Raw genomic sequence first — 22,313 nt, forward strand, 5'->3', positions numbered from 1 at the left:
GGGGCCGGTGAGACCCGCGGCTTTTGCCTCTGAGGCAAGGAATTTGCCCCGGAGGCAAGGCTGCGGCTGAATGGAGGGCATGAGCCTTCCCGAACCTGGGCCGGCGTCCGGGCCGGTCGAGGACCTGCCCGCCGTCGCACCGCAGCTCCGCGCGCTGCGCCGCCGCGCCTCCCTGACCCTGGAGGCCGCCGCGCGGGCCGCCGGGCTGTCGCCCGCTCATCTCTCGCGCCTGGAGACCGGGCAGCGCCAGCCTTCACTGCCGATGCTGCTCGGACTCGCTCGAATTTACGGTACGACAGTTTCCGAACTGCTCGGTGAGACCGTCGCCGACCGGGACGCGGTCGTGCGCGCCGCCGACATGGAGCCGACGCCTGCCGGCGGCTGGTCGTACTGGCAGGCCGGGGCGTCGGGGCGCGGAATGCAGGCCCTTCGCGTCCATGTGCCGTACGGGGCGCAGGGCGACATCGTGCGCGTCCACCCCGGCGAGGAGTGGCTGTACGTCCTCGAAGGACGGCTGCGGCTGCGCCTCGGGGACACCGCCCACGTCCTCGCACCGGGGGACAGCGCGCACTTCGACTCGCTGACCCCGCACCGGCTCGCCGCCGACGTCCGTAGCGGGACCGACCTGCTCTTCGTCCACACCCTGCTGCAGAGCCCCACCGCTGCCCTCTGCCTCGGCCCGACCACGGGCCCCACCACTGGAGTGACGCCATGAGGGACATGGAAGAGAAGTTCCCCCGGGCCCTGTGGGTCCGGCTGATCATCTACATCGCGGTCGGGCACGTCTTCGCCGCCTTCATCTACCTGCTGTTCGAGGTGGGGGCGAAGAAGTAGTGGCGGAAGTGGTGGCGAGCCGGCCGGCTCAGTCGAGGAACCGCTCGCGCAGCCGCTCCCGTACCTCCGGGGTGACACCCAGCCCTTGTGCCAGATAGCCGTCGACGCTGCCCCAGGTCTCCTCGACCGTTTCCATGGCCGCCGTCAGATACTCGGGGCGGGTACCGAAGAGCGGGTTGAGCAGTTCCAGGACCTCAGGACTGTAGGCCCGGGCCGCTGAGCCGTTGCGGCGCACCTTGTAGCGGCGGTGCTGCGCGTTCGACTCCATGTAGTCGGCGACGATGGCGTCGCGCTCCACCCCTACCGCGAGAAGTGTCACCGCGATGGACAGGCCCGCGCGGTCCTTGCCGGCCGCGCAGTGCATCAGAGCCGGGACGCTGTCCTCGGCGAGCGCTTGGATCATCAGTGAGTGCTCGGCCGTGCGGTCCCGGACGATCTCGCGGTAGGAGTTGATCATCCGCTGCTCGCCCTTGCCGTCGGACAGGAGGCTGCGCAGTTCGTCGAGATCGCCGTCGCGGACCATCTTCCAGAACTCCGCGCCGTGCGCCGGGTCGGACAGCGGGATGTTCAGGTTGCGCACCCCCGGCAGCTCGACGTCCGGCCCCTCCAGCTTGATGTCCGCCGCGTTGCGGAAGTCGAAGATCGTGTGCAGTCCGAGTGAGCCGAGAAACGCCGCGTCCTCGTCGGTCGCGTGGGCGAGATGACCGCTGCGGAACAGCCGTCCGGGCGCCACGCGCCGCCCGTCAACGGTCGGCAGGCCGCCCACATCACGGAAGTTTCGTACGCCGCCCAGCTCGGGCTCGGTCGACGGGACCTGCTGCGTCACGAGGGCTCCCTCCCACACCGCCCCGCGGACGCTGCTCGTCGACGGGCGCGCTTCGACGATACGACATGCCTGGATAGGCCAAGGAGTTTTCCACAGGCGTTGCCGTCGGGCCTGTGGCCCTTGATGATGTTGAGACGTGAGCGTGCCTGTTCGGATCTGTGGGGACATGATGCTGGAAATCGCCGGAACCGGTCGTACGTGGCTTCTCTCGGGACCCACGAGCAGTTACGCCGTCCATCTGACCGAGGACGACGAGCTGCTGCACCTGCACTGGGGCCCGCGGATCGCCCTCGCCGACGCGGAGGCGCTCGCGGTCCGTCCGCTGCCGGACTACTGGCCCTTCGAGTCCCCGCTCGACGGCCACGAGGAGTACCCGGTCGAGGGCGGCCCCCGCTTCGTACGGCCCGCGCTGTCCGTGCGGACCGACGAGCGCCGGGGCACCGAATGGCGGTTCGAGGCGTACGAGGAGGCGGAGGGCGGCGAACTGCGGCTGCGGTTCCGTGACGCGGGGCTGGCGATCACGCTCCACTACCGGATGCGCCATGACGTGGTGGAGCGCTGGGCGACCCTCACCCACGACGTGCCCGACGGGACCGGCGGCCCGCTGGAGCTGCTCCGCGCGGACTCCGCCACCTGGACGCTCCCCGAGCGCGAGGGCTGGCGCCTCTCCCAGTTGCACGGGCGCTGGGCGGCCGAGTCCCGGCTGGTGCGCTCTGACCTCACCTACGGTGAGAAGGTCATCGGCAGCCGGCGCGGTCACACCGGGCACCAGCATCTGCCCTGGGTGGCGCTCGACACCGACGCGACCGAGGAGCACGGCGAGGTGTACGCGTGCGCGCTTGGCTGGTCGGGGTCGTGGCGGATCGCCGTCGCCCAGCTGCCCGACGCCCGCGTGCAGATCACCGGCGGTGCCGGATACGACGACTCGGGTCTGCTGCGGCTGGCGGCGGGCGAGTCCTTCAGCACGCCCGTCTTCGCGGGGCTGTGGACCGACTCCGGTCACGGCGGGGCGAGCCGCGCGTGGCACGCGTACCAGCGCGCGTTCGTCATTCCGGACGCGGACCGGGACCGGCCCGTGCTCTACAACTCCTGGGAGGCCACGGAGTTCGACATCTCCGAGGAGCAGCAGGGCACGCTGGCCCGGCGGGCCGCCGCGATGGGCGTCGAGCTGTTCGTCGTGGACGACGGCTGGTTCGGGGCCCGCACCAGCGACCGGGCCGGCCTCGGCGACTGGACGCCCAACCCGGACCGCTTCCCGGCGGGCCTGGGGACGCTCGCCGAGTATGTGCACGCCCTGGGGATGCGGTTCGGCATCTGGGTCGAGCCCGAGATGGTCAACCCGGACAGCGACCTCTACCGCGCGCACCCCGACTGGGTACAGTTCCAACCGGGACGAAAGCGGACGGAGTTCCGCAATCAACTCGTACTGAACCTCGCGCGTGAGGATGTCCGGCAGTACCTCTGGGAGCAGCTCGACGCGCTTCTCTCCAGCGCCCCGGTCGACTACGTGAAGTGGGACTTCAACCGCTGCTTCACCGACGCGGGCTGGCCCGGCGAGGACTACCCGCAGCGCCTGTGGGTCGACCACGTACACGGGCTGTACGCCCTGCTGGACCGGTTGCGGGCGGCGCATCCGAACGTCGCCTTCGAGTCCTGCTCGGGCGGCGGCGGCCGGATCGACCTCGGTGTCCTCGCCCGTACGGACCAGGTGTGGACCTCCGACAACACCGACCCGCTGGACCGGCTCGCCATCCAGGAGGGGTTCAGTCAGATCCACCCGGCGCGGGTGATGGCCGCCTGGGTCACGGACAGCCCGAACACCCAGCTCAACGGCCGGGTCAGCTCGCTGCGTTTCCGGTTCGTGAGTGCGATGGCCGGGGTGCTCGGCGTCGGCGGCGACCTCGCGAAGTGGACGGAGGAGGAGCTCGCCGAGGCCGGGGAGTGGGTGGGCCTGTACAAGGAGATCCGGCCCGTGGTGCAGCGCGGGGACCTCTACCGGCTGCGCCGGCCGGCCGGTGGCCTGAGCGCGGTGCAGTACGTGCTCGGGGACGAGACGGTCGTCCTCGCCTGGCTCCAGGCGCAGCACCACGGGGAGCCGGTTCCGGCGGTGCGGCTGCGCGGACTCGACCCGACAGGTACGTACGAATGCCGCGAAACAGGTGAAGTCCACCGGGGTGCCGTGTTGTTGCACCGTGGGCTGCGGACCGGACTGAAGGGCGACCTTGATGCGGCAGTTTTCCGACTGCGTCGCCTTTGATGCTTCTGTCCGCTAATGGGGCCTTCATTCCAACTCGCTTGGGAATAAAGGTTGCTGTGAATAGGTCGAGTGAGCAGCGTCATATCCGTGACCGTCTGTCGCCGTCATGTTCACGTAATTTCGGCGTGTTTTAAGGGAGTTCGAGGGGCGGAAAGATCCGGGATTGACGGACAGTGACCGGTAATTCTGGGGAGGATCACAGGAAACCCTTACACAGGGAACCTCAGGCTTGTTTCCGTGCGTCTTGGTCGCTTACGTTCGCCACCAATCCGGACGGACGCCCAATCCTGCCGCCGCCCGGATCCCGCATCGAGCACCCGACCACGGCAGGAGCGGGGGACCCACAGGTAGAACGCCTGTTCCGGTCTCTGGAACAGGCTTGGGGTTAAGTCACGTTCAGGCGTGGCCGGACATCTCCAGTCCGCACCCGACAGCTCACCTCGCAGGCGACGGAGAGGAATTCGTCATGCCCGCGAAGGGTAAGCACCGCCGCCCGAAGTCCCAGCGATTCACTCGCTCGATAGCCGTCGCCGGAACCGGCGGAGCGGCTCTCGCCCTGCCGCTGCTGGGAGCCACCGGCGCCCACGCGGCCACGGCGGAGGCCGGCACCCAGTCCGTTCAGTCCCTTTCGGGAGCGGTCACGTCCGTAACGGTCGAGTCCGTTTCCGCGAAGTCGGAAAAGGCCGCCGCCAAGAAGGCGAGCGTGAAGACGTACGCGGTCCAGGCCGGCGACTACCTCTCGAAGATCGCCCAGGAGCAGAGCGTCAGCGGTGGCTGGCAGAAGCTCTACTCGGACAACCGCACGGCGATCGGCGCCGACCCGGCTCTGATCCACCCCGGTCTGAAGCTGACCATCGGCAAGAAGGCCGCGTCGACCTCGCCGTCTTCGTCTCCCTCTTCCTCGTCTTCGTCGTCTTCTTCGGGGTCCTCCTCGAAGTCCACGCAGACGGAGGAGTCGAAGCCGGCCGCCGAGACCTCGGCGCAGACCGAGGCCGCCGACACCGGCAGCTCCAGCGGCTACACCCTCCCCGTGGCCGATGCCGCCGTCGGTACCGCCTACCGCGTGGCGGGCAGCATGTGGTCCAGCGGCTACCACACGGGCGTCGACTTCGTCGTCCCGACCGGCACCTCCCTCAAGGCTGTCGGCGCCGGCACGGTCGTCTCCGCCGGCTGGGGCGGGGCGTACGGCAACCAGGTCGTCATCAAGCTCGCCGACGGCTACTACGCCCAGTACGCGCACCTCTCCCAGCTCTCCGTCTCGGCCGGCCAGACCGTGACCGAGGGCCAGCAGGTCGGCCTCTCCGGTGCCACCGGCAACGTGACCGGACCGCACCTGCACTTCGAGATCCGCACCACCCCGGACTACGGCTCCGACGTGGACCCGGTCGCGTACCTCCGCTCGCAGGGCGTGGCCGTCGGCTGACGCCCACCCTCCGCGAGAACTCCCGCCGAAGGCCGGACCCGATCCCCGGGTCCGGCCTTCGGTGCGGTCGGTGCCTGTGTGGGTGCGGGTGCGATAGTGAACTCCCGCACCGTGTAAGCGCTTTCCCCTCAAGGAGCCGCCTCGTGACGACCACCCGCAGAGCTTTCGGAGTCCTGGCCGCGGGCGCGGCGCTCACCGCACTCGTCCCGGCCGCGAGTGCCAGTGCCGCCACGCGCGGACGCCTGATAGCCCGCGACGACTTCCGGCACGGTCTCGGCCAGTGGGCCGTGGAACTCCAGGACGGCGGCAGCGTCACGGCGGCCCGGGGCGCCCTGGAGATCGACGTACCCAGCGGCGCGACCGTCTGGTTCAAGCGCGGTTTCCAAGGCCCGTACGTCATCGAGTACACGGCCACGCCGATCTCGGCGGGCGGGGTGAACGACCGGGTCTCCGACCTGAACAACTTCTGGAACGCGGTCGACGTCCGCTCCCCTGACGACCTCTTCGCCACCCCGCGGGGCGGTGCCCTCGCGGAGTACGACTACCTCAAGACGTACTACGTCGGCTACGGAGCCAACACCAACACGACGACCAGGCTGCGCCGTTACGTCGGTGAGGCCGGCGTACGCCCCTTGATCTACGACTACACGGAGCCGCTGCTCGTCCCGAACGCGCCGCATCGGGTGCGGATCGTCTCGGCCGGTTCGACGGTCCGCTGGTGGAACAACGGGCGGCTCGTGTTCGACTACACCGACCCGGACCCGTACACGAGTGGGCACTTCGCCTTCCGTACGACGTGGAGCCACTTCCGGATCAGCGACTTCAGGGTCCATGAGCTGTGCGCGCCCGGTATTCCGGGTTGACCAATACTTGACGAGTGGCTTATCTCACCGCGAGTCAACCCTTTCCTACGGTCGCGTAGCTCACATCGGAAGGGGAATGATGGGCCGATGTGGCAGACGATTCGAAGAATGACGGCAGAGCAGTGATCGGGTCGTACGTGGCGGTGGGGGACAGTTTCACCGAAGGCGTCGGCGACCCCGGCCCCGACGGGGCGTTCGTCGGCTGGGCCGACCGGTTCGCGGTACTGCTCGCGGACCGGCGCTCCGAAGGCGACTTCGACTACACCAACCTCGCTGTACGCGGGAGGCTGCTCGACCAGATCGTGGCCGAGCAGCTTCCGCGCGCGAAGGAGCAGGCGCCGGACCTGATCTCCTTCTGCGCGGGCGGCAACGACATCATCCGGCCCGGCAGCGACCCCGACGAGGTCGCCGAGCGCTTCGAGCGGGCGGTGATCGACCTCACCTCGACGGTCGGCACGGTCATGGTGACGACCGGCTTCGACACCCGCAACGTCCCGGTGCTGAAGCACATGCGCGGCAAGATCGCCACGTACAACGGACATCTGCGGGCCATCGCCGACCGGTACGGCTGTCCCGTGCTCGACCTGTGGTCCCTGAAGACCATCCAGGACCGGCGGGCCTGGGACGGCGACCGACTGCACCTCTCCGCTGAGGGCCACACCCGTGTCGCCCTGCGCGCGGGCCAGGTCCTCGGCCTCGAAATCCCGGCCGACCCGGACCAGCCCTGGCCGCCGCTGCCTCCCCGAGGCACCTTGGAGATCCGTCGCGACGACGTCCACTGGGCCCGCCAGTACCTGGTTCCGTGGATCGGACGGAGGCTGCGGGGGGAGTCGTCGGGGGATGAGGTGACGGCGAAGGGGCATCTCTCGCCGGACGACATCAAGAGCCGCATCGACTGGGTCGCGTGAGCTCTTTTGGTTTTCAGCGCCGGGCGGGCAACCTCAGCCTGTCCGGCGTTTGAGGACGAGGCCGTTCAGGCCGAAGCGGGGGTCTGGGGGCGGCAGCCCCCAGGACCGGCGCCCACACCGACTCGCCGGCCCACACCGACTCACCCGCCGGAGGTCAACGCCGCGCGCTGAAGCCCCAGTTCACCAGCCAGCGCCGCGTCCACCCACTGCTCCGCCCGCGCCCGCGACACCCCGTCGTACGCCGTCATCTGGACGGCCAGCCCGTCCAGCAGCGCCGTGAGCCGCAGCGCCGTGCCCGTGGGGTCGGGGCACTGGAACTCGCCCGCGGCCACGCCCTCCGCGATGACCTCGGTGATCGCGGCCTTCCAGCGCCGGTCCAGATCGCCGGCGACCTCCCGCAGCGCGGGGTCCCGCAGGGACACCGCCCACCCCTCGATCCACAGCCGCCAGCCCTTGGCCTGACCGGTCGGCGCGTACCAGCGCACGGCGGACCGCAGGCGGCGCAGCGCCGGTGAACGGCGCCCGAGGAGCTTGCCCAGGTGGGTGAGATCGGCCTCGGCCGCGTACCGGAACGCGGCGGCGACCAGCTTCTCCTTGGTCGAGAAGTGGTACAGCACCAGCGCGTTGCTCACCCCGAGGACAGCGGCCACGTCGGCGATCCTGACCGCCGCCACGCCCCGCTCCTCAATCTGCCCGATGGCGGCCCGCAACAAATCCTCGCGCCGCTCGGCCACACTCAACCGCACCCTTGCCACGCGGCCACAGTAATCCGTCGTCAGGAGGCGATGCCGCAGAGCCCTGTCAGCGGTACCAGCCGAACCGTTCCGCGATCACCGGCAGCCTGTCCTCGACGATCGCGTGCGCCGCCGCCCGCGGAGTCGCCCCGTCGGCCTCAGCGCGCGCGAGCACCTGGTCGATCAGGGCACGCATCGAACGCCGGGTGTACGCGAAGGCCTCCTCCGCGTCCGCGCCGATGTCACCGAACAGCGTCCACCACCACCAGGCGTTCGTCCCGGAGTTGACGACCACGTCCGGCAGGACGACGATGCCGCGCGCGGCGAGCAGTTCCTCGGCCTTTGGCAGTACGGGCATGTTGGCGGCCTCGACGATCCAACGCGCGGTGATCCGCTCCTGGTTCCCGGTGTCGACGGCGTACGAGACCGCCGCCGGCACCAGCACCTCCGCACCGGCGGACAGCCAGGCGTCGCCCGGCAGTTCACGGTCGTAGGGGCGCAACACCGCGCGGTCCACGGTGCCGAACGTGTCCCGCGCCGCGAGCAGCGCCTCGACGTCGAGGCCGGCTGGGTTGGCGATCGTGCCCTTGATGTCGGCGACCGCCACGATCACGAGTCCCGCGCGCGCGAGGAAGCGTGCCGTGGCCCCGCCCATCGTGCCGAGCCCCTGCACGGCGACCCGTGTCCCGGCGTACGGCAGCCGGGCCCGGTCGAGCGCCGCAAGTACGGACTCGGCGACCCCGCAGCCGCCGACCAGTTCGTCGAGCCCGATGCCGTCCACCTCGACCGTGAACGCGTCCGCGAGCCGCGCGCGGGCCGCGGTCTCGTCGTCCAGCAGTGGATAGACGGCCTGGATCGACGACACGAGCCCGGCCTCCGTCGCCGCCCGGTCGACGAGGTCCTGGGTGAGGCCGAGGTCCTCGCCCGTGGTCCAGACGCTCTCGACGTACGGCCGCACCGCGCGCAGATAGCGCACCAGCAGGCCGTACGCCGCCGGGTCCCGGGGATCGCAGTCGACCCCGCCCTTGGCACCGCCCAGGGGGATGTAGCGGCCCTGCGGGTTGTAGTGCAGGGCTTCCTTCATGGTCATGCCGCGGGCGAGCCCGGCGACCTCGTCCAGGGTGCAGCCCTCGCGCATCCGCAGTCCGCCGCTGGACACGCCCCGCACCAGCCTGTCGACGACGAGGAAACCCTGGCGGCCGGTGACGTGATCGGTCCAGGTGAGGGAGAGGAGGGGAGCGTTGTGAGGGGTTGCCATACGCGCAATATACTGACTCGTCGTTCAGTTGTGGCTGTCGTGCAGCCCCGGCGCCGCGCGCTCCGCGTCCCTCGTGCGGCCCTTGGGTCGCGTTTCGTCGGCTTCCGTAGACTTCAGTCACCCTTCGGTGTCCGAACTTTGGTCTTTCCTTGGAATGACGCCGCCGACACGTGCACGACACCGGAGTGTCAGAGAGGGCGACCATAATGGAATGCCTGACCGACTCCACCTGGAGGTACCGTGACCGGATTCCGTTCCCCCAGCGCCGGGCTGCGTGCGCTGCGGCCCGCTGCCTTCGGCGCGGACCCGAGTGGGGAGCGCCTGGCGCGGATCCGCAGATCGCCGCACTTCGCTGACGGGGTCTTCACGAATCCGCCCGGCACCCCCCGGCCCGACGGCGCCATGCTCGAGTTCGCGAAGTCCTCCTTGCGCAAAGAGGACCGCGTTCGCCGCGCTCCGACCGGCACCGTGCCCGTGCACGCCACGACGCTCGCCGATCTCGCCAAACCCCCGGTCAGCGGTCTCCGGCTGACCTGGATGGGGCACTCCAGTGTGCTCACCGAGATCGACGGACAGCGCGTGCTCTTCGACCCGGTCTGGGGCGAGCGCTGTTCGCCGTTCGCCTTCGCCGGGCCCAAGCGGCTGCACCCGGTGCCCGTGCCGCTGGCCGCGCTCGGTCCGGTCGACGTCGTGGTCATCTCGCACGACCACTACGACCATCTGGACATGCCCACGATCAAGGCGCTGGCCGGCACGGACACGCTGTTCGCGGTGCCGCTCGGCGTCGGCGCCCATCTGGAGCGCTGGGGTGTCTCCGACGACCGGCTGCGCGAGCTGGACTGGCACGAGGCGACGAAGGTCGGCGGCCTCACCCTGACCGCCACCCCGGCCCGCCACTTCTGCGGCCGGGGCCTGCGCAACACCCAGCACACCCTGTGGGCCTCCTGGGTCGTCGCCGGTGAGGAGCACCGCGTCTACCACAGTGGCGACACCGGGTACTTCGAGGGCTTCCGGGACATCGGCGCCGACCACGGGCCGTTCGACGCCACGATGATCCAGATCGGGGCCTACAGCGAGTTCTGGCCCGACATCCACATGACCCCGGAGGAGGGCATGCGTGCCCACCTCGACCTCCAGGGCGGGGTGCCCCGCGGTCTGATGCTGCCGATCCACTGGGGCACCTTCAATCTGGCGGCGCACGCGTGGGCGGACCCCGGTGAGGGCACGATCGCCGCGGCCCGCAAGGCGGGCGCGCGGATCGGGCTCCCGCACCCGGGCGAGCCCTTCGAACCCACCGCGGAGACCGTCCCCTCGGAGCCCTGGTGGCGTGGCGTGGCCCCGGTCCCGGCGGGCGGATGGCCGGCGGTCGAGGCCGGCGGAGCGGTCGGTGTCCCTCGTACGGCTGATGTGGACAAGGTCCGGACCGACACAGCCGGTGACATTTCGGAGGGCACGGCCGACGGGAGCGGAGAGCCCAGGGCGGTTTCCGCGGGCTGACGGCGACGGGCGAAAACGGACGACAGACGGACAGCCGTACGGACGGCGAGGGCCGGGGAGCAGGTGGCTCCCCGGCCCTCGCCGTCTGTTCGTGACCGGTTCCGACCAGGTCTGATCGATCCAGTGGGGCAGGGGAACGGGCGTACGAGGGGTTTATCGGTCTGCCGTGCGAGGCCTCATACCAGAGTGGCACGCGGTCCGGGGGAGTTTGTCAACTGCCCACCGCACCTGACGCGTTGCCGACTACTGTGAGTGGCCGCCGGGCGACACCGGGTCGATTTCTTCGGCTCTCCCGACCGGCACCGTGATGGCGCACGCCCGAGCCGCGCAGACGCGCGGTCCCCAGGTCCCGACGTACCAGTACGAGGACGAAGATGTCTCACCTCCGCGCACCGGCCCCCCGCGCAGACCGCCGTGAGGGCGGTCGGCACGGTCGGCCGGTCGCCCGTGCCGTCCCCTCGCTGCCCGAGACCCACATACGGCCCCAGCTCATGCGGCTCGCCGTGCTGCCGCCCCTCGCGGTCGCCCTCAGCGCCTGCGCGGCCGTCCTGTTCATCACCCGCTCCGCGGAGGTACGGCCCAGCCTCGCCCTGTTCGCCGTACTCGCCGGGGCGGTCGGCGTGGCCCTCGGGGGCATCGTGATCGCCCTGGTGGCCGCCGACCGCGCCGCCAGCTCCGTACACGAACGCATCGGCGCGCTGCGCCGCACCAGCGCCCGCGGCGAGGTCGACCTGCGCGCTCTCGTCGACGCGCTGCGGCGTGGCGACGCGCCGCCGGCCCGCAAGCCGCGCGGTGGGCCCGCCGCGGACGCCGACGACTTCGAACTGCTCGCCGGCGACCTCGCCCGGGCACACGACGGTGCCTTCACCGCGGTCGTCCAGGCCTCGCAGCTCTCCAGCCAGGCGGGCAGCGAACAGAAGGTCGAGGTCTTCGTCAACCTCGCCCGGCGCCTCCAGTCGCTCGTGCACCGCGAGATCTCCATCCTTGACGAGCTGGAACACGAGATCGAGGACCCGGACCTCCTCAAGGGCCTCTTCCATGTCGACCACCTCGCCACCCGCATCCGGCGGCACGCCGAGAACCTCGCCGTGCTCGGCGGCGCCGTCTCCCGCCGCCAGTGGAGCAACCCGGTCTCCATGACGGAGGTGCTGCGCTCAGCCATCGCCGAGGTCGAGCAGTACTCACGGGTCAAGCTCGTGCCCCCGATCGACGGCACCCTGCGCGGACACGCCGTCGCCGACGTCATCCACCTGCTCGCCGAACTCGTCGAGAACGCCACGGTGTTCTCCGCCCCGCACACGCAAGTGCTGCTGCGCGCCAACCTCGTCACCTCGGGGCTCGCGGTCGAGGTCGAGGACCGCGGACTCGGCATGCCGGTGGGCGAGCAGCACAAGATGAACCAGCTGCTCACCGACCCCGACCAGGTCAATGTCGCCAGCCTGCTCCAGGATGGCCGCATCGGACTCTTCGTGGTCTCCCAGCTCGCCCGCCGCCACGGCATCCACGTCCGCCTCCAGACCAACATCTACGGCGGCGTCCAGGCCGTGCTCGTCGTGCCGCAGGCACTGCTGGGCGCGGATACGGAGCCGGGCGGATCCGGGGGCGTACCGCAGCCGCAGGCGTCGGCTCGGCCCCAGGCAGCTGCCCAGGCCCACGAGACCGGGGGCATGCGGCGGGTGCCCGAGCCGCCCCGGCAGCGGCCGTCCGCCGCCGCCCACGAGGGGCGGCCACCGGGACCCGGGACGCCCGGACCCGGTACGCAGCCCGGCGGTTCGACGCAGCGGCGGCGGGAGGCGCCCCGGCCGGCGGCGCCGTCGCCGAACGGCCGCCCGGCACCGCTGCCCGTACGGGGGGCCCGTGTGGAGCGGCCCAACCCGGCGGAGGCGATGCCCGGCATCAGCTCCGACGAGCGGCGGACCGTCGCCGAGAACGTGGCCGCACCGACCGCCCCACGGGCCACCGCCGTGCGCGGCACCATGGGCAAGCCCCAGCTGCCCCGCCGACGCGCCCAGGAACACATCGCGCCCCAACTGCGCGGCGGCCCGGCCGCGCCCCGCCCCGAGAGCGATCACCTGGTCGGACACGACCCCGGCCTCATGGCCGCGTTCCAGCGTGGCGTGGGACTCGCCGAGGCGCGCCAACTGGAGCCCGACTACACGGACCCGGCCCTCGCGGCGGCGCGCTACGAGGCGGAGTACGGGGAAACGGCGCCCCCGGAACCGACGTACGCGGAGCCGACGTACACGACGCAGGCCGGGCCGCAGGCGTCGTCCCTGGAACCGGTGGCCATGGAGCGCGTGTCCATGCGGCCGGCCGGGGACGAGGGCCGCACCGATGTCGCCGGGTCCTCCATGGACTCCACGGACGTACCGCCGCCCATGGATACCTCCCACATAGCCGAGGCGCACCGGCTGCGCGCGCCCGGACACGACCTGGACCTCACTGCCCGGCACGACGGGAGCACACCGGCCGGATGATCACCCCCCGCGGTACCACCCCCCGCAGCACCAACCCTGCCCCCACCTTCAGCGCTCCCGCAGACCTTCGTACCCCAAGGAGTCGATCCACCATGGCGAGCGATGTGCCGACCGGCCATGTATCCGATCTCGACTGGCTGATGAGCGGTCTCGTCCAGCGTGTACCGCACACCACGAGCGCGGTACTCCTGTCCTGCGACGGACTCGTGAAGTCCGTCCACGGACTCGACCCGGACAGCGCCGACCACATGGCCGCCCTGGCCTCCGGTCTCTACTCCCTCGGACGCAGCGCGGGCGTCCGGTTCGGGGACGGCGGTGAGGTCCGCCAGGTCGTCGTCGAGCTCGACTCGACCCTGCTGTTCGTCACCACCGCCGGATCCGGCACCTGTCTCGCCGTGCTGGCCGGCCGCGAGGCCGATGCCGCGGTGCTCGGTTACGAGATGGCGATGCTGGTCAAGAGCGTCCGCCCGTACCTGATGACCGCGCCCCGGCAGTCCGCCGTCGAACCCTCGGCGATGAGGCCTTGAGCGTGACGGCGGCCGGCGACGGGCCCTGGCTCGACGACGCGGCCGGACGGCTCGTGCGCCCCTACACCGTCAGCAACGGCCGGACCCGGCCGACCACCGCCCTCGATCTGATGTCACAGGTGATGTCCACCGGAGCCACTCCTCTCGGCTACCTCGGCCCCGAGCACGCACAGGCACTCGATCTGTGCCGTGTGCCCGTCTCGGTCGCCGAGGTGGCCGCCCATCTGAAACTGCCGGCGGCGGTCACCAAGGTGTTGCTGTCCGACCTTGTCGACTGCGGGGCCCTGACCACGAAACCGCCCGAGTTCTACCACAACCCCACTGACCGGTCTCTTCTGGAGGCAGTGCTCGATGGACTACGACGACAGCTCTGATCCCTTCCCCACCGCATTGAAGATCCTGGTGGCGGGAGGGTTCGGAGTCGGCAAGACGACTCTTGTCGGCGCGGTGAGCGAGATCGCGCCGCTCAGCACGGAGGAACTGCTCACCACGGTCAGTGTCTCGACCGACAGTCTCGAAGGCATCGAGAACAAGATCGAGACGACCGTGGCGATGGACTTCGGCCGCATCACCCTGGACCCGCAACACGTCCTCTATCTGTTCGGGACACCCGGACAGGAACGGTTCTGGTTCATGTGGGACGAGCTCTCCGAGGGTGCGCTCGGCGCGGTGATCCTCGCCGACACCCGGCGCCTGGAGGACTGCTTCGCGGCCGTCGACTTCTTCGAGCAGCGCGGCCTCGGCTTCATCATCGCGATCAACGAGTTCGACGGCTCGTACCGCTACGAACCCGAGGAGGTACGTGCCGCGATCGACCTCGACCCCGGGATTCCGATCGTGCGCTGCGACGCCCGTATCTCCAGTTCGGGGGTGCAGACCCTGCTCACCCTCGTACGGCATCTGCTCGCCCATGCGCCGGCGCCCGCACCCAGTGCCCACAGTGAGGGAGCCCGCCCATGAGCTACGACCCGCCACGCCCGGCCGGTCGTCTGCTGCTGACCCCCGAGGACAGGGAGGCACCCGCCCGCATCCGCCGCCTCAGCGGGCTGGGCCTGGGCGAACGGCCCGAGCCCGCCCTGGACGCCTTCGCGGACCGCCTCGCGGAGCTGGCCGGCGCGCCGTACGCGATGGTCAACTTCATCGGCGAGGAACGGCAGTTCTTCGCGGGGCTCCATGTCCCGGCCGCTACAGGTATCAATGGTTCCGGGTCTGGTTCCGGTGCCGACTCCGAGGACGTGAAGCCGCGGTTGGGCCGTCGGCTGCCGCGCAACCAGGGGTTCTGCCCGTATGTGGTGGTCCGGCGCAAGGCGCTCGTCCTGGAGGACGTCCGTGACTATCCGCGCTTCGCGGGCAACCCCGTCGTCGACGAGTTCGGCATCCACTCGTACCTGGGCGCGCCGGTCATCGACACCACGGGCATGGCGCTGGGCACGGTGTGCGTCGCCGACATCGAGCCCCGCCCGTGGGGGAGGGCGGGGCTGGAGACCATCAAGGAGATGGCGGCGGAACTGGCGGGCCGGCTCGCGCCCCTCGCGCCGGGGGAGGGCGGCGGCCTTCTCTGAGGGCGACGCCTGCGTCACACGGAGACCGTCTCTCCGTCCGGGAACATGATCAGGGCGCGGCCCTCCTCCGTCACGGCGCACGACACCGCCTCGCGCAGGGCCTGCGGATGCACGGAGTCCCTGGTCAGCGCGACCAGGGTGACGAACAGCCTGCTCGCGCCCGGGGATTCGGCCGCGCACTGGAGGTACGGCGTCGCCGAGTGCGGGCCGAAGGCGTTCGCGTCGACCTCGCGGGCCACGCCGGTGGCGTCGTCCCAGCCGTGCAGTGCGACGACCACGCTGGTCAGGCCGTCGCCGGTACGGGTCAGTGCCCAGCCGTCACCCCGCTCGGCCTCGGGCAGGGCCGTGTCGGCCACCGCGTAGCCGCCCTCGCGCACCGCCGCGCCGGCCGGCGCCTGCACGCGGTGCACGCGGATCTCCCAGGAGCCGTGCAGCACGCTCGTCGACTCGACCTGGAACTCCCCTTCGGTGCCGGGGAGTTCGGCTTCGTACCGGGAGGCGGCGACCCGCCCCGAACAGTGCAGAGGAAGGATTCTGCGCCGGCGTGACGCCGTGCCGTCGGGGGCGAGGAGCGCCAGGTGGCCGTCCACGTTCCGTTTCCAGGCCACCTCGCTCGTCTCGGGCGCGGTGGCCGTCGAGTAGCCGAACTTGGCGTAGTGCGGATCGTCGGCGGCCGGTCCCTCCATCGGGTTGTGGTCGCTGCCGTGGTTGACGAGACGCACGATGCCGTCGTGCCGGGTGCCGTGCAGCAGCCAGCCCGGTCCCGGCAGCGCCGTGTACTGGTCGGACTCCTCGATGGGCAGCGGCCGTTCACGGGCCGTCCACACCGGGTGCTCCGGGGGCAGCAGCAAGCCCAGGAAGGCCATGCTCGACCAGTACGGCGACCCGGGCCCCGAGGACGCCTGGGTCGCGGGCAGAAACGTGCCGTACCAGCCCAGCGGCAGCAGCCCGCGCTCGTCGGGCACCCCGCGCTCCACGAAGTGGGCCACCGCGCCCGAGGCCAGCCGCCGGGTCAGCCCCGGCGCCAGGGGAGTGCACTCCGCCAGCGCGCCCAGCCAGACGGGAGCGGTCGCGGCGAAACGGTACGTCAGGGAGCGGCCCTGGTGGACGGGGGCGCCGTCCGCGCCGAAGAAGTGCGGATAGGCGGCGAGGAACTGGGCCAGCCGCCGGCGGTAGACCCGGCCGCGCCCGCCGTCCTCGGTGCCCGCCATCCGGCACCACAGCAGCGGGTACAGGTGCAGCGCCCAGCCGACGTAGTAGTCGAACGTGCGGCCGTCCCCGTCGCTGTACCAGCCGCCGCCGACATACCAGTCGTCGATCCGGTCGAGGCCGCCGTCGATGTCCTCCTGGCGGTGCGGCGCTCCCACCGAGGCCAGGAACTGCTCGGCGATCACCTGGCACAGCCGCCCGCTGTCGTCGCGGGTACGGCGGCCCACGAAACCCCAGAGCCAGTCGACGATCCGTTCCTGTACGTCCACGTCGAGCCGGTCCCAGATCCAGGGGCGGGTCTCGTGCAGCCCGATGGCGATCGAGGCCGCCTCGGCCATCGGCGGGGAGCAGTCGGTGAGTTCGGGCCAGGCCTCGCCGCTGTCACGGTCCGTGCCCGTTGTCAGACCCTGCGTATAGCGTTCTACGAGTCGGGAATCCACGTCCCCCGCCGCTCCGGCGATCCGGAAGGAGGCCAGCAGGAATGACCGCGCGAAACCCTCGAGTCCGTCCGACACCACGCCCGCCGAGGAGTTCCGGCCCGGCAGCCGGTACTGCGCGAGACCCGGCGTCGCATGGGGGACCAGCGCCGCCAACTGCCGGTCGGCGAGCGCCTCCCAGTGCGCCCGGGTCCAGCCCGTGAACAGCGACAGGACCCGGTCGTTCGGCGGTAGCGCCAAGTGCGGTGCGGGCATGACGGGTTCCTGACTCCTTGGACGGGCCCCGGCGGGGCGCGGTGGTCGGTTCGCGTGGTGGTTCGCGTGGTTTCCCAGAAGGGATACGGCTGACAGTTCCGGTCGGATCAACAGGTGTGCCGCTGTTGTCGTTCATCCGGCCAATAGGGATATGCCAGCTGTCGTCCGGTCCTCGTCCCTCGGGGGCGGACGGAGGAGGTGCAGGCGTGAAGGAAAGCTGCGGCGGCGCTTAAGAAAACCTCGATGGACCGCCGGGCCGCGGTACGGCAGATTTCGTCTCGCGTTCCTCGTCGGTCCTGCCGGCGACCTCACCGCTCACTGCTCACCCCTCTCCCCGGCCCGGGCGCCTTCGGCGTGCCTCGGCCCGGGCCTCACCCACAGGAGTCGTAGCGATGAAGGCGCTGGTCAAGGAGAAGGCGGAGCCCGGGCTGCGGCTCGTGGACGTACCGGAACCGGAGGTCGGCCCCGGTGACGTCCTGATCAAGGTGCTCAGAACCGGCATCTGCGGTACCGACCTGCACATCCGGGCCTGGGACGGCTGGGCGCGGCAGGCGATCCGTACGCCGCTCGTGATCGGGCACGAGTTCGTCGGCGAGGTCGTCGGGACCGGACGCGATGTCACCGGCAGGGGTGACATCTCCGTGGGCGACCGCGTCAGCGGCGAGGGGCACCTCGTGTGCGGCAGGTGCCGCAACTGTCTCGCCGGGCGTCGGCACCTGTGCCGGGCCACGGTGGGGCTCGGCGTCGGCCGGGACGGTGCCTTCGCCGAGTACGTGGTGCTGCCCGCCGCCAATGTGTGGGTGCACCGGGTGCCGGTGGACCTCGACGTGGCGGCGATCTTCGACCCGTTCGGCAACGCCGTGCACACCGCGCTGTCCTTCCCGCTGGTCGGCGAGGACGTCCTGATCACCGGGGCCGGTCCGATCGGCCTGATGGCGGCCGCGGTGGCCCGGCACGCGGGGGCGCGGAACGTCGTCGTCACCGACGTCAGCGAGGAACGGCTCGAACTGGCGCGCAAGATCGGCGCGAGCCTGGCGCTGAACGTCTCCGGCGCGACCATCGCCGACGGTCAGCGCGCCCTCGGCCTGCGCGAGGGCTTCGACATCGGCCTGGAGATGTCCGGCCGCCCCGAGGCGATGCGCGACATGATCGCCAACATGACCCACGGCGGACGCATCGCGATGCTCGGCCTGCCGGCCGAGGAGTTCGCGGTCGACTGGGCCCGGATCGTCACCTCCATGATCACCATCAAGGGCATCTACGGCCGTGAGATGTTCGAGACCTGGTACGCGATGTCGGTGCTGCTCGAAGGCGGCCTCGATCTCGCCCCGGTCATCACCGGCCGGTACGACCACCGCGACCACGAGGCCGCGTTCGCGGACGCGGCGAGCGGCCGGGGCGGCAAGGTCATCCTCGACTGGACCGCGTAAGACCGACCGGCGATTGGAGGGTGGGAGAAGGAGCGGGGTCTGGTGCGTGCAGCTGCAAGGCGGAGGAGGGAGTGATGGCGGAGCCATCGCGACCGACGACAACGCGGCTGGGGGTCCCCCCACGCCCTTGAGGCAGTGGGGGAGTGCGTGCCAGACCCCGCGACGCCGCCCTCCAATCGCCGGTCGGTCTAAGTCACCTGCATTCTTAGGAGCTTTGAGATGTTCGACTCCGTGCGCGACGACCTCCGCGCCACCCTCGACGAGATCCGTGCCGCCGGTCTGCACAAGCCCGAGCGCGTGATCGGCAGCCCGCAGTCCGCGACCGTGAACGTCACCGGGGGCGGGCGTCCCGGCGAGGTGCTCAACTTCTGCGCCAACAACTACCTCGGCCTCGCCGACCACCCCGAGGTCGTCGCCGCCGCCCACGAGGCGCTCGACCGCTGGGGCTACGGCATGGCTTCCGTCCGCTTCATCTGCGGTACGCAGGAGGTGCACAAGGAGTTGGAGGCCCGGCTCTCGGCCTTCCTCGGCCAGGAGGACACGATCCTCTACTCCTCCTGCTTCGACGCCAACGGAGGCGTCTTCGAGACCCTCCTCGACGCCGAGGACGCGGTGATCTCCGACGCCCTCAACCACGCCTCGATCATCGACGGCATCCGGCTGTCGAAGGCCCGCCGCTTCCGCTACGCCAACCGTGATCTCGCCGATCTGGAGCGGCAGTTGAAGGAGGCCACCGAGGGCGGCGCGCGCCGGAAGCTGATCGTGACGGACGGCGTGTTCTCCATGGACGGGTACGTGGCACCCCTCGATGAGATCTGCGACCTCGCCGACCGGTACGACGCGATGGTGATGGTCGACGACTCGCACGCCGTCGGCTTCGTCGGTCCGGGCGGCCGGGGCACCCCCGAACTGCACGGCGTCATGGACCGCGTCGACATCGTCACCGGCACCCTCGGCAAGGCGCTCGGCGGCGCCTCCGGCGGTTACGTCGCCGCCCGCGCCGAGATCGTCGCCCTTCTGCGTCAGCGCTCCCGGCCGTACCTCTTCTCCAACACCCTCGCCCCGGTGATCGCGGCGGCCTCGCTGAAGGTCCTCGACCTGCTGGAGACCGCCGACGACCTGCGCACCCGCCTCGCCGAGAACACCGCGCTGTTCCGCCACCGGATGACCGAGGAGGGCTTCGACGTCCTTCCCGGCGACCATGCCATCGCCCCCGTGATGATCGGCGACGCGACCGTGGCCGGCCGGATGGCCGAGCTGCTCCTGGAGCGCGGGGTCTACGTGATCGGCTTCTCGTACCCGGTCGTGCCGCAGGGCAAGGCCCGCATCCGTGTGCAGCTGTCCGCCGCGCACTCCACGGATGACGTGCACCGCGCGGTCGACGCCTTCGTGGCGGCGCGCGCGGAACTGGCAGAACCGGCGGCCGACTGAGACCGAGGCCGAGAGCGGGATGCGGGCGGGCTCCCGGTGAGCGGGCATTTGAGAGAATCGATTGCATGATCGAAGCTCGGCGGCTCCACATCCTCCGTGCGGTGGCCGACCACCGCACGGTGACGGCAGCCGCGGCCGCGCTGTACCTCACCCCCTCGGCCGTCTCCCAGCAGCTGGCCGCCCTGGAGCAGGAGACCGGCCACCGCCTGGTGGAGCGCGGTGCGAAGGGCGTACGGCTGACCGCGGCCGGCGAGATCCTGCTCGGCCACACCAACGTGGTCCTCGCCCAGCTGGAGCGGGCCGAGGCCGAGCTCGCCGCGTACGGCTCGGGCGCCGCGGGCACGGTCACCGTCGCCGCCTTCGCGACCGGCATCGCCCTGGTCGTGGCCCCCGCCCTGGCCCGCCTCGCCGAGACCGCCCCCGGCATCCGGCTCCGCGTCCAGGACGCCGAGGGCGACGCCAGCCTGCCCATGGTGCTCGACCGGCAGGTCGACGTCGCGGTGGCCGTCGAGTACCGGGGAGCGCCGCCGGCCGACGACCCCCGCCTCACCCACGTCCACCTCTACGCCGAGCCCTTCGACGCGGTCGTCCCGGTCACCCACCGCCTTGCCGACGCCCCGGAGGTGCCGCTCGCCGAACTGGCCAAGGACCCGTGGATCGGCCCGTACGCCGGCAATCCCTGCCATGAGGTGGTCGTCCTGGCCTGCGAGAACGCCGGTTTCCGGCCCCGCCTCGAACACTCCTCGGACGATTTCCGCGCGGTCGTGGCCCTCGCCTCCGCCGACGCGGGCGTGGCCCTCGTACCGCGCTCGGCGCTACGCGGCATGGACCTCACGGGTGTGGTCGTGCGACCGGTCGACGGGGTCGCGCCCACGCGGAGGGTCTTCGCGGCCGTACGCAAGGGAGCGGAGGAACATCCGCTGATCCGCCCGGTGTTGACGGCGCTCGGCACGGCGGCGCAGGTGTGAGCGGGCGCTCCCACCGGGTGATCGCGAAGACTCGCGGGTGATTGTCAGTGGCATTGGCTACGGTGCGTTGCATGCCGGAAGTCGAAGACGTACGCCGTATCTCCCTCTCCCTGCCGGACACGACGGAGAAGATCGCCTGGAGCATGCCCACGTTCCGCGTGGCGGAGAAGATGTTCGCCACGCTGCCCGAGGACGAGACCTCCATCGCCGTGCGCTGCCCGAAGGAGGAGCGCGACGAACTGGTCCTGGCCGAGCCGGAGAAGTTCTGGATCGCCGACCACGAGGCGGGGTTCGCCTGGGTGAGAGTGCGGCTGGCCGCGCTGGAGGACGAGGACGAACTGCGTGACATCCTCGCCGACTCCTGGCGCCAGGCGGCCCCGCCCCGACTGATCGACGCCTACCCGGAGTTGGGGGCGCCGGATGCCGGCGACTGAACGCGAACGGCGACGGCGAGCGGCGGGTTCAGATTCGTACGGAGGCGGTGTGAGAGTCCGCCACAAACCCCTGGATCCGCTCCCGGAGAGTCCGCGCATCGAGCCCGTGCGCGGCGATGTGGTCCTCGATGTCCCCGTACTTCCGGAGTTCTCGGCGACCCACGCCCAGGCCCAGCACCCGGTGGGGCACGTCGGAGAGCGCGTCGTTCACGACGGCCGTCGACGTGCCCGCGAGATACGGCTCGACGAGGACGACGTCGGTGCCCGCCGTCTCCGTGGCCCGGCGCAGCGTGGCCGTGTCGAGGGGCCGTACGGTCGTCGCGTACAGGACGGTGACGTCGAGGCCCTCCGTGGCGTCCAGCACCGCGTCGAGCATCGGCCCGACGGCGATCACGACACCGGAGCGGCCCTCGCGGAGGGTGAGGAGCCGTTCGCCGTCCACCGCGAGCGCCTCCGCGTTCGACTGCACCGACAGCCGTACGTACACCTTGTCGTCGCCCGCGGCGACCGCGTGCCGCAGCAGCGCCTCGGCCTCGTCGGGGTGCCCCGGCACGTGTACGGTCCAGCCGTCCAGGGTGTCGAGGAGGGCCACATCACCGGGTGCCATGTGCGTGAGGCCGCCCGCGGGCCAGTCGAAGGAGGCGGCGGCGCTCACGAGCACGGCACCGACGTCCTGGTGCCCGAGGTCGAGCTTGACCTGTTCGAAGGGCCGCTCCACTAGGAAGCTCGCGAAGGTGTGTACGACAGGGCGCATGCCGGTGAGCGCCAGGCCCGCGCCGGCTCCGACGAGCAGCTGCTCACGGATGCCCACGTTGATCACCCGGTCGGGATGCCGGGCCCGCGCCTGAGCGAAGGTGGCGGCCCCGATCTCGGCGAGTACGACGGCGACGCGTGGATCCTCGTCGAGCAGCCGGGAGAGGACGGGGGCGAAACGGTCACGCATGGTGTCCATGGAGGAGTGGATCCCTTCAGGTCGGTCGGGT

The 22,313-nt window shown here is 71.0% G+C and carries 21 protein-coding genes and 1 riboswitch; of the genes, 16 read left to right on the plus strand and 5 right to left on the minus strand.

The window, feature by feature from the left end; all coding sequences use genetic code 11:
- Nucleotides 1-79: 79 nt before the first annotated feature.
- Together ACH4TV_RS20175 and ACH4TV_RS20180 are read left to right on the plus strand one after the other, a co-directional pair.
- Nucleotides 80-715 (plus strand): helix-turn-helix domain-containing protein, encoded by a 636-nt coding sequence (locus ACH4TV_RS20175; RefSeq protein ID WP_398399874.1) that lies wholly within the window; start codon nt 80-82, stop codon nt 713-715.
- Nucleotides 712-834, plus strand: coding sequence for a DUF6126 family protein (locus ACH4TV_RS20180; RefSeq protein WP_398399876.1), 123 nt, complete (start codon nt 712-714; stop codon nt 832-834). Before ACH4TV_RS20175 ends, ACH4TV_RS20180 begins: the two co-directional genes overlap by 4 nt.
- 28 nt (nt 835-862) lie before the next feature.
- Here the strand turns inward: ACH4TV_RS20180 and ACH4TV_RS20185 are convergent, their stop codons facing one another.
- Nucleotides 863-1,660: a tyrosine-protein phosphatase gene (locus ACH4TV_RS20185; protein ID WP_398399878.1), complete on the minus strand. Its 798-nt coding sequence runs from the start codon at nt 1,658-1,660 to the stop codon at nt 863-865.
- Nucleotides 1,661-1,829: 169 nt separating this feature from the next.
- Here ACH4TV_RS20185 and ACH4TV_RS20190 point away from each other — a divergent pair, with 169 nt between their 5' ends.
- From ACH4TV_RS20190 to ACH4TV_RS20205, 4 genes are all read left to right on the plus strand, one after another.
- Nucleotides 1,830-3,917, plus strand: coding sequence for an alpha-galactosidase (locus tag ACH4TV_RS20190; protein ID WP_398400704.1), 2,088 nt, complete (start codon nt 1,830-1,832; stop codon nt 3,915-3,917).
- Between the two features lie 284 nt (nt 3,918-4,201).
- Nucleotides 4,202-4,379: riboswitch (cyclic di-AMP (ydaO/yuaA leader) on the plus strand.
- Nucleotides 4,380-4,383: 4 nt separating this feature from the next.
- Nucleotides 4,384-5,340: a peptidoglycan DD-metalloendopeptidase family protein gene (locus ACH4TV_RS20195; RefSeq protein WP_398399880.1), complete on the plus strand. Its 957-nt coding sequence runs from the start codon at nt 4,384-4,386 to the stop codon at nt 5,338-5,340.
- Between the two features lie 143 nt (nt 5,341-5,483).
- Complete coding sequence (locus ACH4TV_RS20200) at nt 5,484-6,203, plus strand: DUF6250 domain-containing protein (protein ID WP_398399882.1); 720 nt, start codon at nt 5,484-5,486, stop codon at nt 6,201-6,203.
- Nucleotides 6,204-6,325: 122 nt separating this feature from the next.
- Nucleotides 6,326-7,111, plus strand: coding sequence for an SGNH/GDSL hydrolase family protein (locus ACH4TV_RS20205; RefSeq protein WP_398400706.1), 786 nt, complete (start codon nt 6,326-6,328; stop codon nt 7,109-7,111).
- A gap of 140 nt (nt 7,112-7,251) precedes the next feature.
- On the opposite strand, the gene ACH4TV_RS20210 is transcribed toward ACH4TV_RS20205, so the two are convergent.
- Nucleotides 7,252-7,866 (minus strand): TetR/AcrR family transcriptional regulator, encoded by a 615-nt coding sequence (locus ACH4TV_RS20210; RefSeq protein ID WP_398399884.1) that lies wholly within the window; start codon nt 7,864-7,866, stop codon nt 7,252-7,254.
- A 46-nt stretch (nt 7,867-7,912) separates the two neighbouring features.
- A complete protein-coding gene (locus tag ACH4TV_RS20215) occupies nt 7,913-9,103 on the minus strand; it encodes a Glu/Leu/Phe/Val dehydrogenase dimerization domain-containing protein (RefSeq protein WP_398399886.1) in 1,191 nt (396 codons plus the stop codon).
- Nucleotides 9,104-9,343: 240 nt separating this feature from the next.
- On the opposite strand from ACH4TV_RS20215, the gene ACH4TV_RS20220 reads away from it, so the two are divergent.
- From ACH4TV_RS20220 to ACH4TV_RS20245, 6 genes are all read left to right on the plus strand, one after another.
- Nucleotides 9,344-10,600 carry an MBL fold metallo-hydrolase gene (locus ACH4TV_RS20220; protein ID WP_398399888.1) on the plus strand — a complete coding sequence of 419 codons (1,257 nt, stop codon included), beginning with the start codon at nt 9,344-9,346 and terminating at the stop codon, nt 10,598-10,600.
- 374 nt (nt 10,601-10,974) lie between these two features.
- Complete coding sequence (locus ACH4TV_RS20225) at nt 10,975-13,077, plus strand: sensor histidine kinase (protein WP_398399890.1); 2,103 nt, start codon at nt 10,975-10,977, stop codon at nt 13,075-13,077.
- 92 nt (nt 13,078-13,169) lie between these two features.
- Nucleotides 13,170-13,604 (plus strand): roadblock/LC7 domain-containing protein, encoded by a 435-nt coding sequence (locus ACH4TV_RS20230; RefSeq protein ID WP_398399892.1) that lies wholly within the window; start codon nt 13,170-13,172, stop codon nt 13,602-13,604.
- Nucleotides 13,605-13,606: 2 nt separating this feature from the next.
- Nucleotides 13,607-13,978: a DUF742 domain-containing protein gene (locus ACH4TV_RS20235; RefSeq protein ID WP_398400708.1), complete on the plus strand. Its 372-nt coding sequence runs from the start codon at nt 13,607-13,609 to the stop codon at nt 13,976-13,978.
- Nucleotides 13,956-14,564 carry a GTP-binding protein gene (locus ACH4TV_RS20240; RefSeq protein WP_398399894.1) on the plus strand — a complete coding sequence of 203 codons (609 nt, stop codon included), beginning with the start codon at nt 13,956-13,958 and terminating at the stop codon, nt 14,562-14,564. The genes ACH4TV_RS20235 and ACH4TV_RS20240 overlap by 23 nt, the downstream gene beginning before the upstream one ends.
- Entirely contained in the window at nt 14,561-15,166 is a 606-nt protein-coding gene (locus ACH4TV_RS20245) for a GAF domain-containing protein (RefSeq protein ID WP_398399896.1), read from the plus strand. The genes ACH4TV_RS20240 and ACH4TV_RS20245 overlap by 4 nt, the downstream gene beginning before the upstream one ends.
- Before the next feature lie 14 nt (nt 15,167-15,180).
- On the opposite strand, the gene ACH4TV_RS20250 is transcribed toward ACH4TV_RS20245, so the two are convergent.
- Nucleotides 15,181-17,067, minus strand: coding sequence for a DUF2264 domain-containing protein (locus tag ACH4TV_RS20250; protein ID WP_398399898.1), 1,887 nt, complete (start codon nt 17,065-17,067; stop codon nt 15,181-15,183).
- A 392-nt stretch (nt 17,068-17,459) separates the two neighbouring features.
- On the opposite strand from ACH4TV_RS20250, the gene tdh reads away from it, so the two are divergent.
- From tdh to ACH4TV_RS20270, 4 genes are all read left to right on the plus strand, one after another.
- Nucleotides 17,460-18,497 carry an L-threonine 3-dehydrogenase gene (gene tdh / locus ACH4TV_RS20255; protein ID WP_398399900.1) on the plus strand — a complete coding sequence of 346 codons (1,038 nt, stop codon included), beginning with the start codon at nt 17,460-17,462 and terminating at the stop codon, nt 18,495-18,497.
- Nucleotides 18,498-18,716: 219 nt separating this feature from the next.
- Nucleotides 18,717-19,928, plus strand: coding sequence for a glycine C-acetyltransferase (locus ACH4TV_RS20260; protein WP_398399902.1), 1,212 nt, complete (start codon nt 18,717-18,719; stop codon nt 19,926-19,928).
- Nucleotides 19,929-19,993: 65 nt separating this feature from the next.
- Entirely contained in the window at nt 19,994-20,896 is a 903-nt protein-coding gene (locus ACH4TV_RS20265; RefSeq protein WP_398399904.1) for a LysR family transcriptional regulator, read from the plus strand.
- A gap of 71 nt (nt 20,897-20,967) precedes the next feature.
- Complete coding sequence (locus ACH4TV_RS20270) at nt 20,968-21,330, plus strand: MmcQ/YjbR family DNA-binding protein (RefSeq protein ID WP_398399906.1); 363 nt, start codon at nt 20,968-20,970, stop codon at nt 21,328-21,330.
- Nucleotides 21,331-21,358: 28 nt separating this feature from the next.
- Here ACH4TV_RS20270 and ACH4TV_RS20275 read toward each other — a convergent pair whose 3' ends face one another.
- Nucleotides 21,359-22,282 (minus strand): transketolase family protein, encoded by a 924-nt coding sequence (locus tag ACH4TV_RS20275; protein WP_398399908.1) that lies wholly within the window; start codon nt 22,280-22,282, stop codon nt 21,359-21,361.
- Nucleotides 22,283-22,313: the final 31 nt, after the last annotated feature.

This window comes from Streptomyces sp. NPDC020898 (assembly GCF_044333925.1).
Taxonomy (GTDB): Bacteria; Actinomycetota; Actinomycetes; order Streptomycetales; family Streptomycetaceae; genus Streptomyces.

Excerpts from the sequence above, each read along its gene's own strand:
- ACH4TV_RS20175 (WP_398399874.1), top strand. The coding sequence starts at position 80 with ATGAGCCTTCCCGAACCTGGGCCGGCGTCCGGGCCGGTCGAGGACCTG.
- ACH4TV_RS20180 (WP_398399876.1), top strand. The coding sequence starts at position 712 with ATGAGGGACATGGAAGAGAAGTTCCCCCGGGCCCTGTGGGTCCGGCTG.
- ACH4TV_RS20190 (WP_398400704.1), top strand. The coding sequence starts at position 1,830 with ATGCTGGAAATCGCCGGAACCGGTCGTACGTGGCTTCTCTCGGGACCC.
- ACH4TV_RS20195 (WP_398399880.1), top strand. The coding sequence starts at position 4,384 with ATGCCCGCGAAGGGTAAGCACCGCCGCCCGAAGTCCCAGCGATTCACT.
- ACH4TV_RS20215 (WP_398399886.1), bottom strand. The coding sequence starts at position 9,103 with ATGGCAACCCCTCACAACGCTCCCCTCCTCTCCCTCACCTGGACCGAT.
- ACH4TV_RS20225 (WP_398399890.1), top strand. The coding sequence starts at position 10,975 with ATGTCTCACCTCCGCGCACCGGCCCCCCGCGCAGACCGCCGTGAGGGC.
- ACH4TV_RS20230 (WP_398399892.1), top strand. The coding sequence starts at position 13,170 with ATGGCGAGCGATGTGCCGACCGGCCATGTATCCGATCTCGACTGGCTG.
- ACH4TV_RS20240 (WP_398399894.1), top strand. The coding sequence starts at position 13,956 with ATGGACTACGACGACAGCTCTGATCCCTTCCCCACCGCATTGAAGATC.
- ACH4TV_RS20245 (WP_398399896.1), top strand. The coding sequence starts at position 14,561 with ATGAGCTACGACCCGCCACGCCCGGCCGGTCGTCTGCTGCTGACCCCC.
- ACH4TV_RS20250 (WP_398399898.1), bottom strand. The coding sequence starts at position 17,067 with ATGCCCGCACCGCACTTGGCGCTACCGCCGAACGACCGGGTCCTGTCG.
- tdh (WP_398399900.1), top strand. The coding sequence starts at position 17,460 with ATGAAGGCGCTGGTCAAGGAGAAGGCGGAGCCCGGGCTGCGGCTCGTG.
- ACH4TV_RS20260 (WP_398399902.1), top strand. The coding sequence starts at position 18,717 with ATGTTCGACTCCGTGCGCGACGACCTCCGCGCCACCCTCGACGAGATC.
- ACH4TV_RS20265 (WP_398399904.1), top strand. The coding sequence starts at position 19,994 with ATGATCGAAGCTCGGCGGCTCCACATCCTCCGTGCGGTGGCCGACCAC.
- ACH4TV_RS20270 (WP_398399906.1), top strand. The coding sequence starts at position 20,968 with ATGCCGGAAGTCGAAGACGTACGCCGTATCTCCCTCTCCCTGCCGGAC.
- ACH4TV_RS20275 (WP_398399908.1), bottom strand. The coding sequence starts at position 22,282 with ATGGACACCATGCGTGACCGTTTCGCCCCCGTCCTCTCCCGGCTGCTC.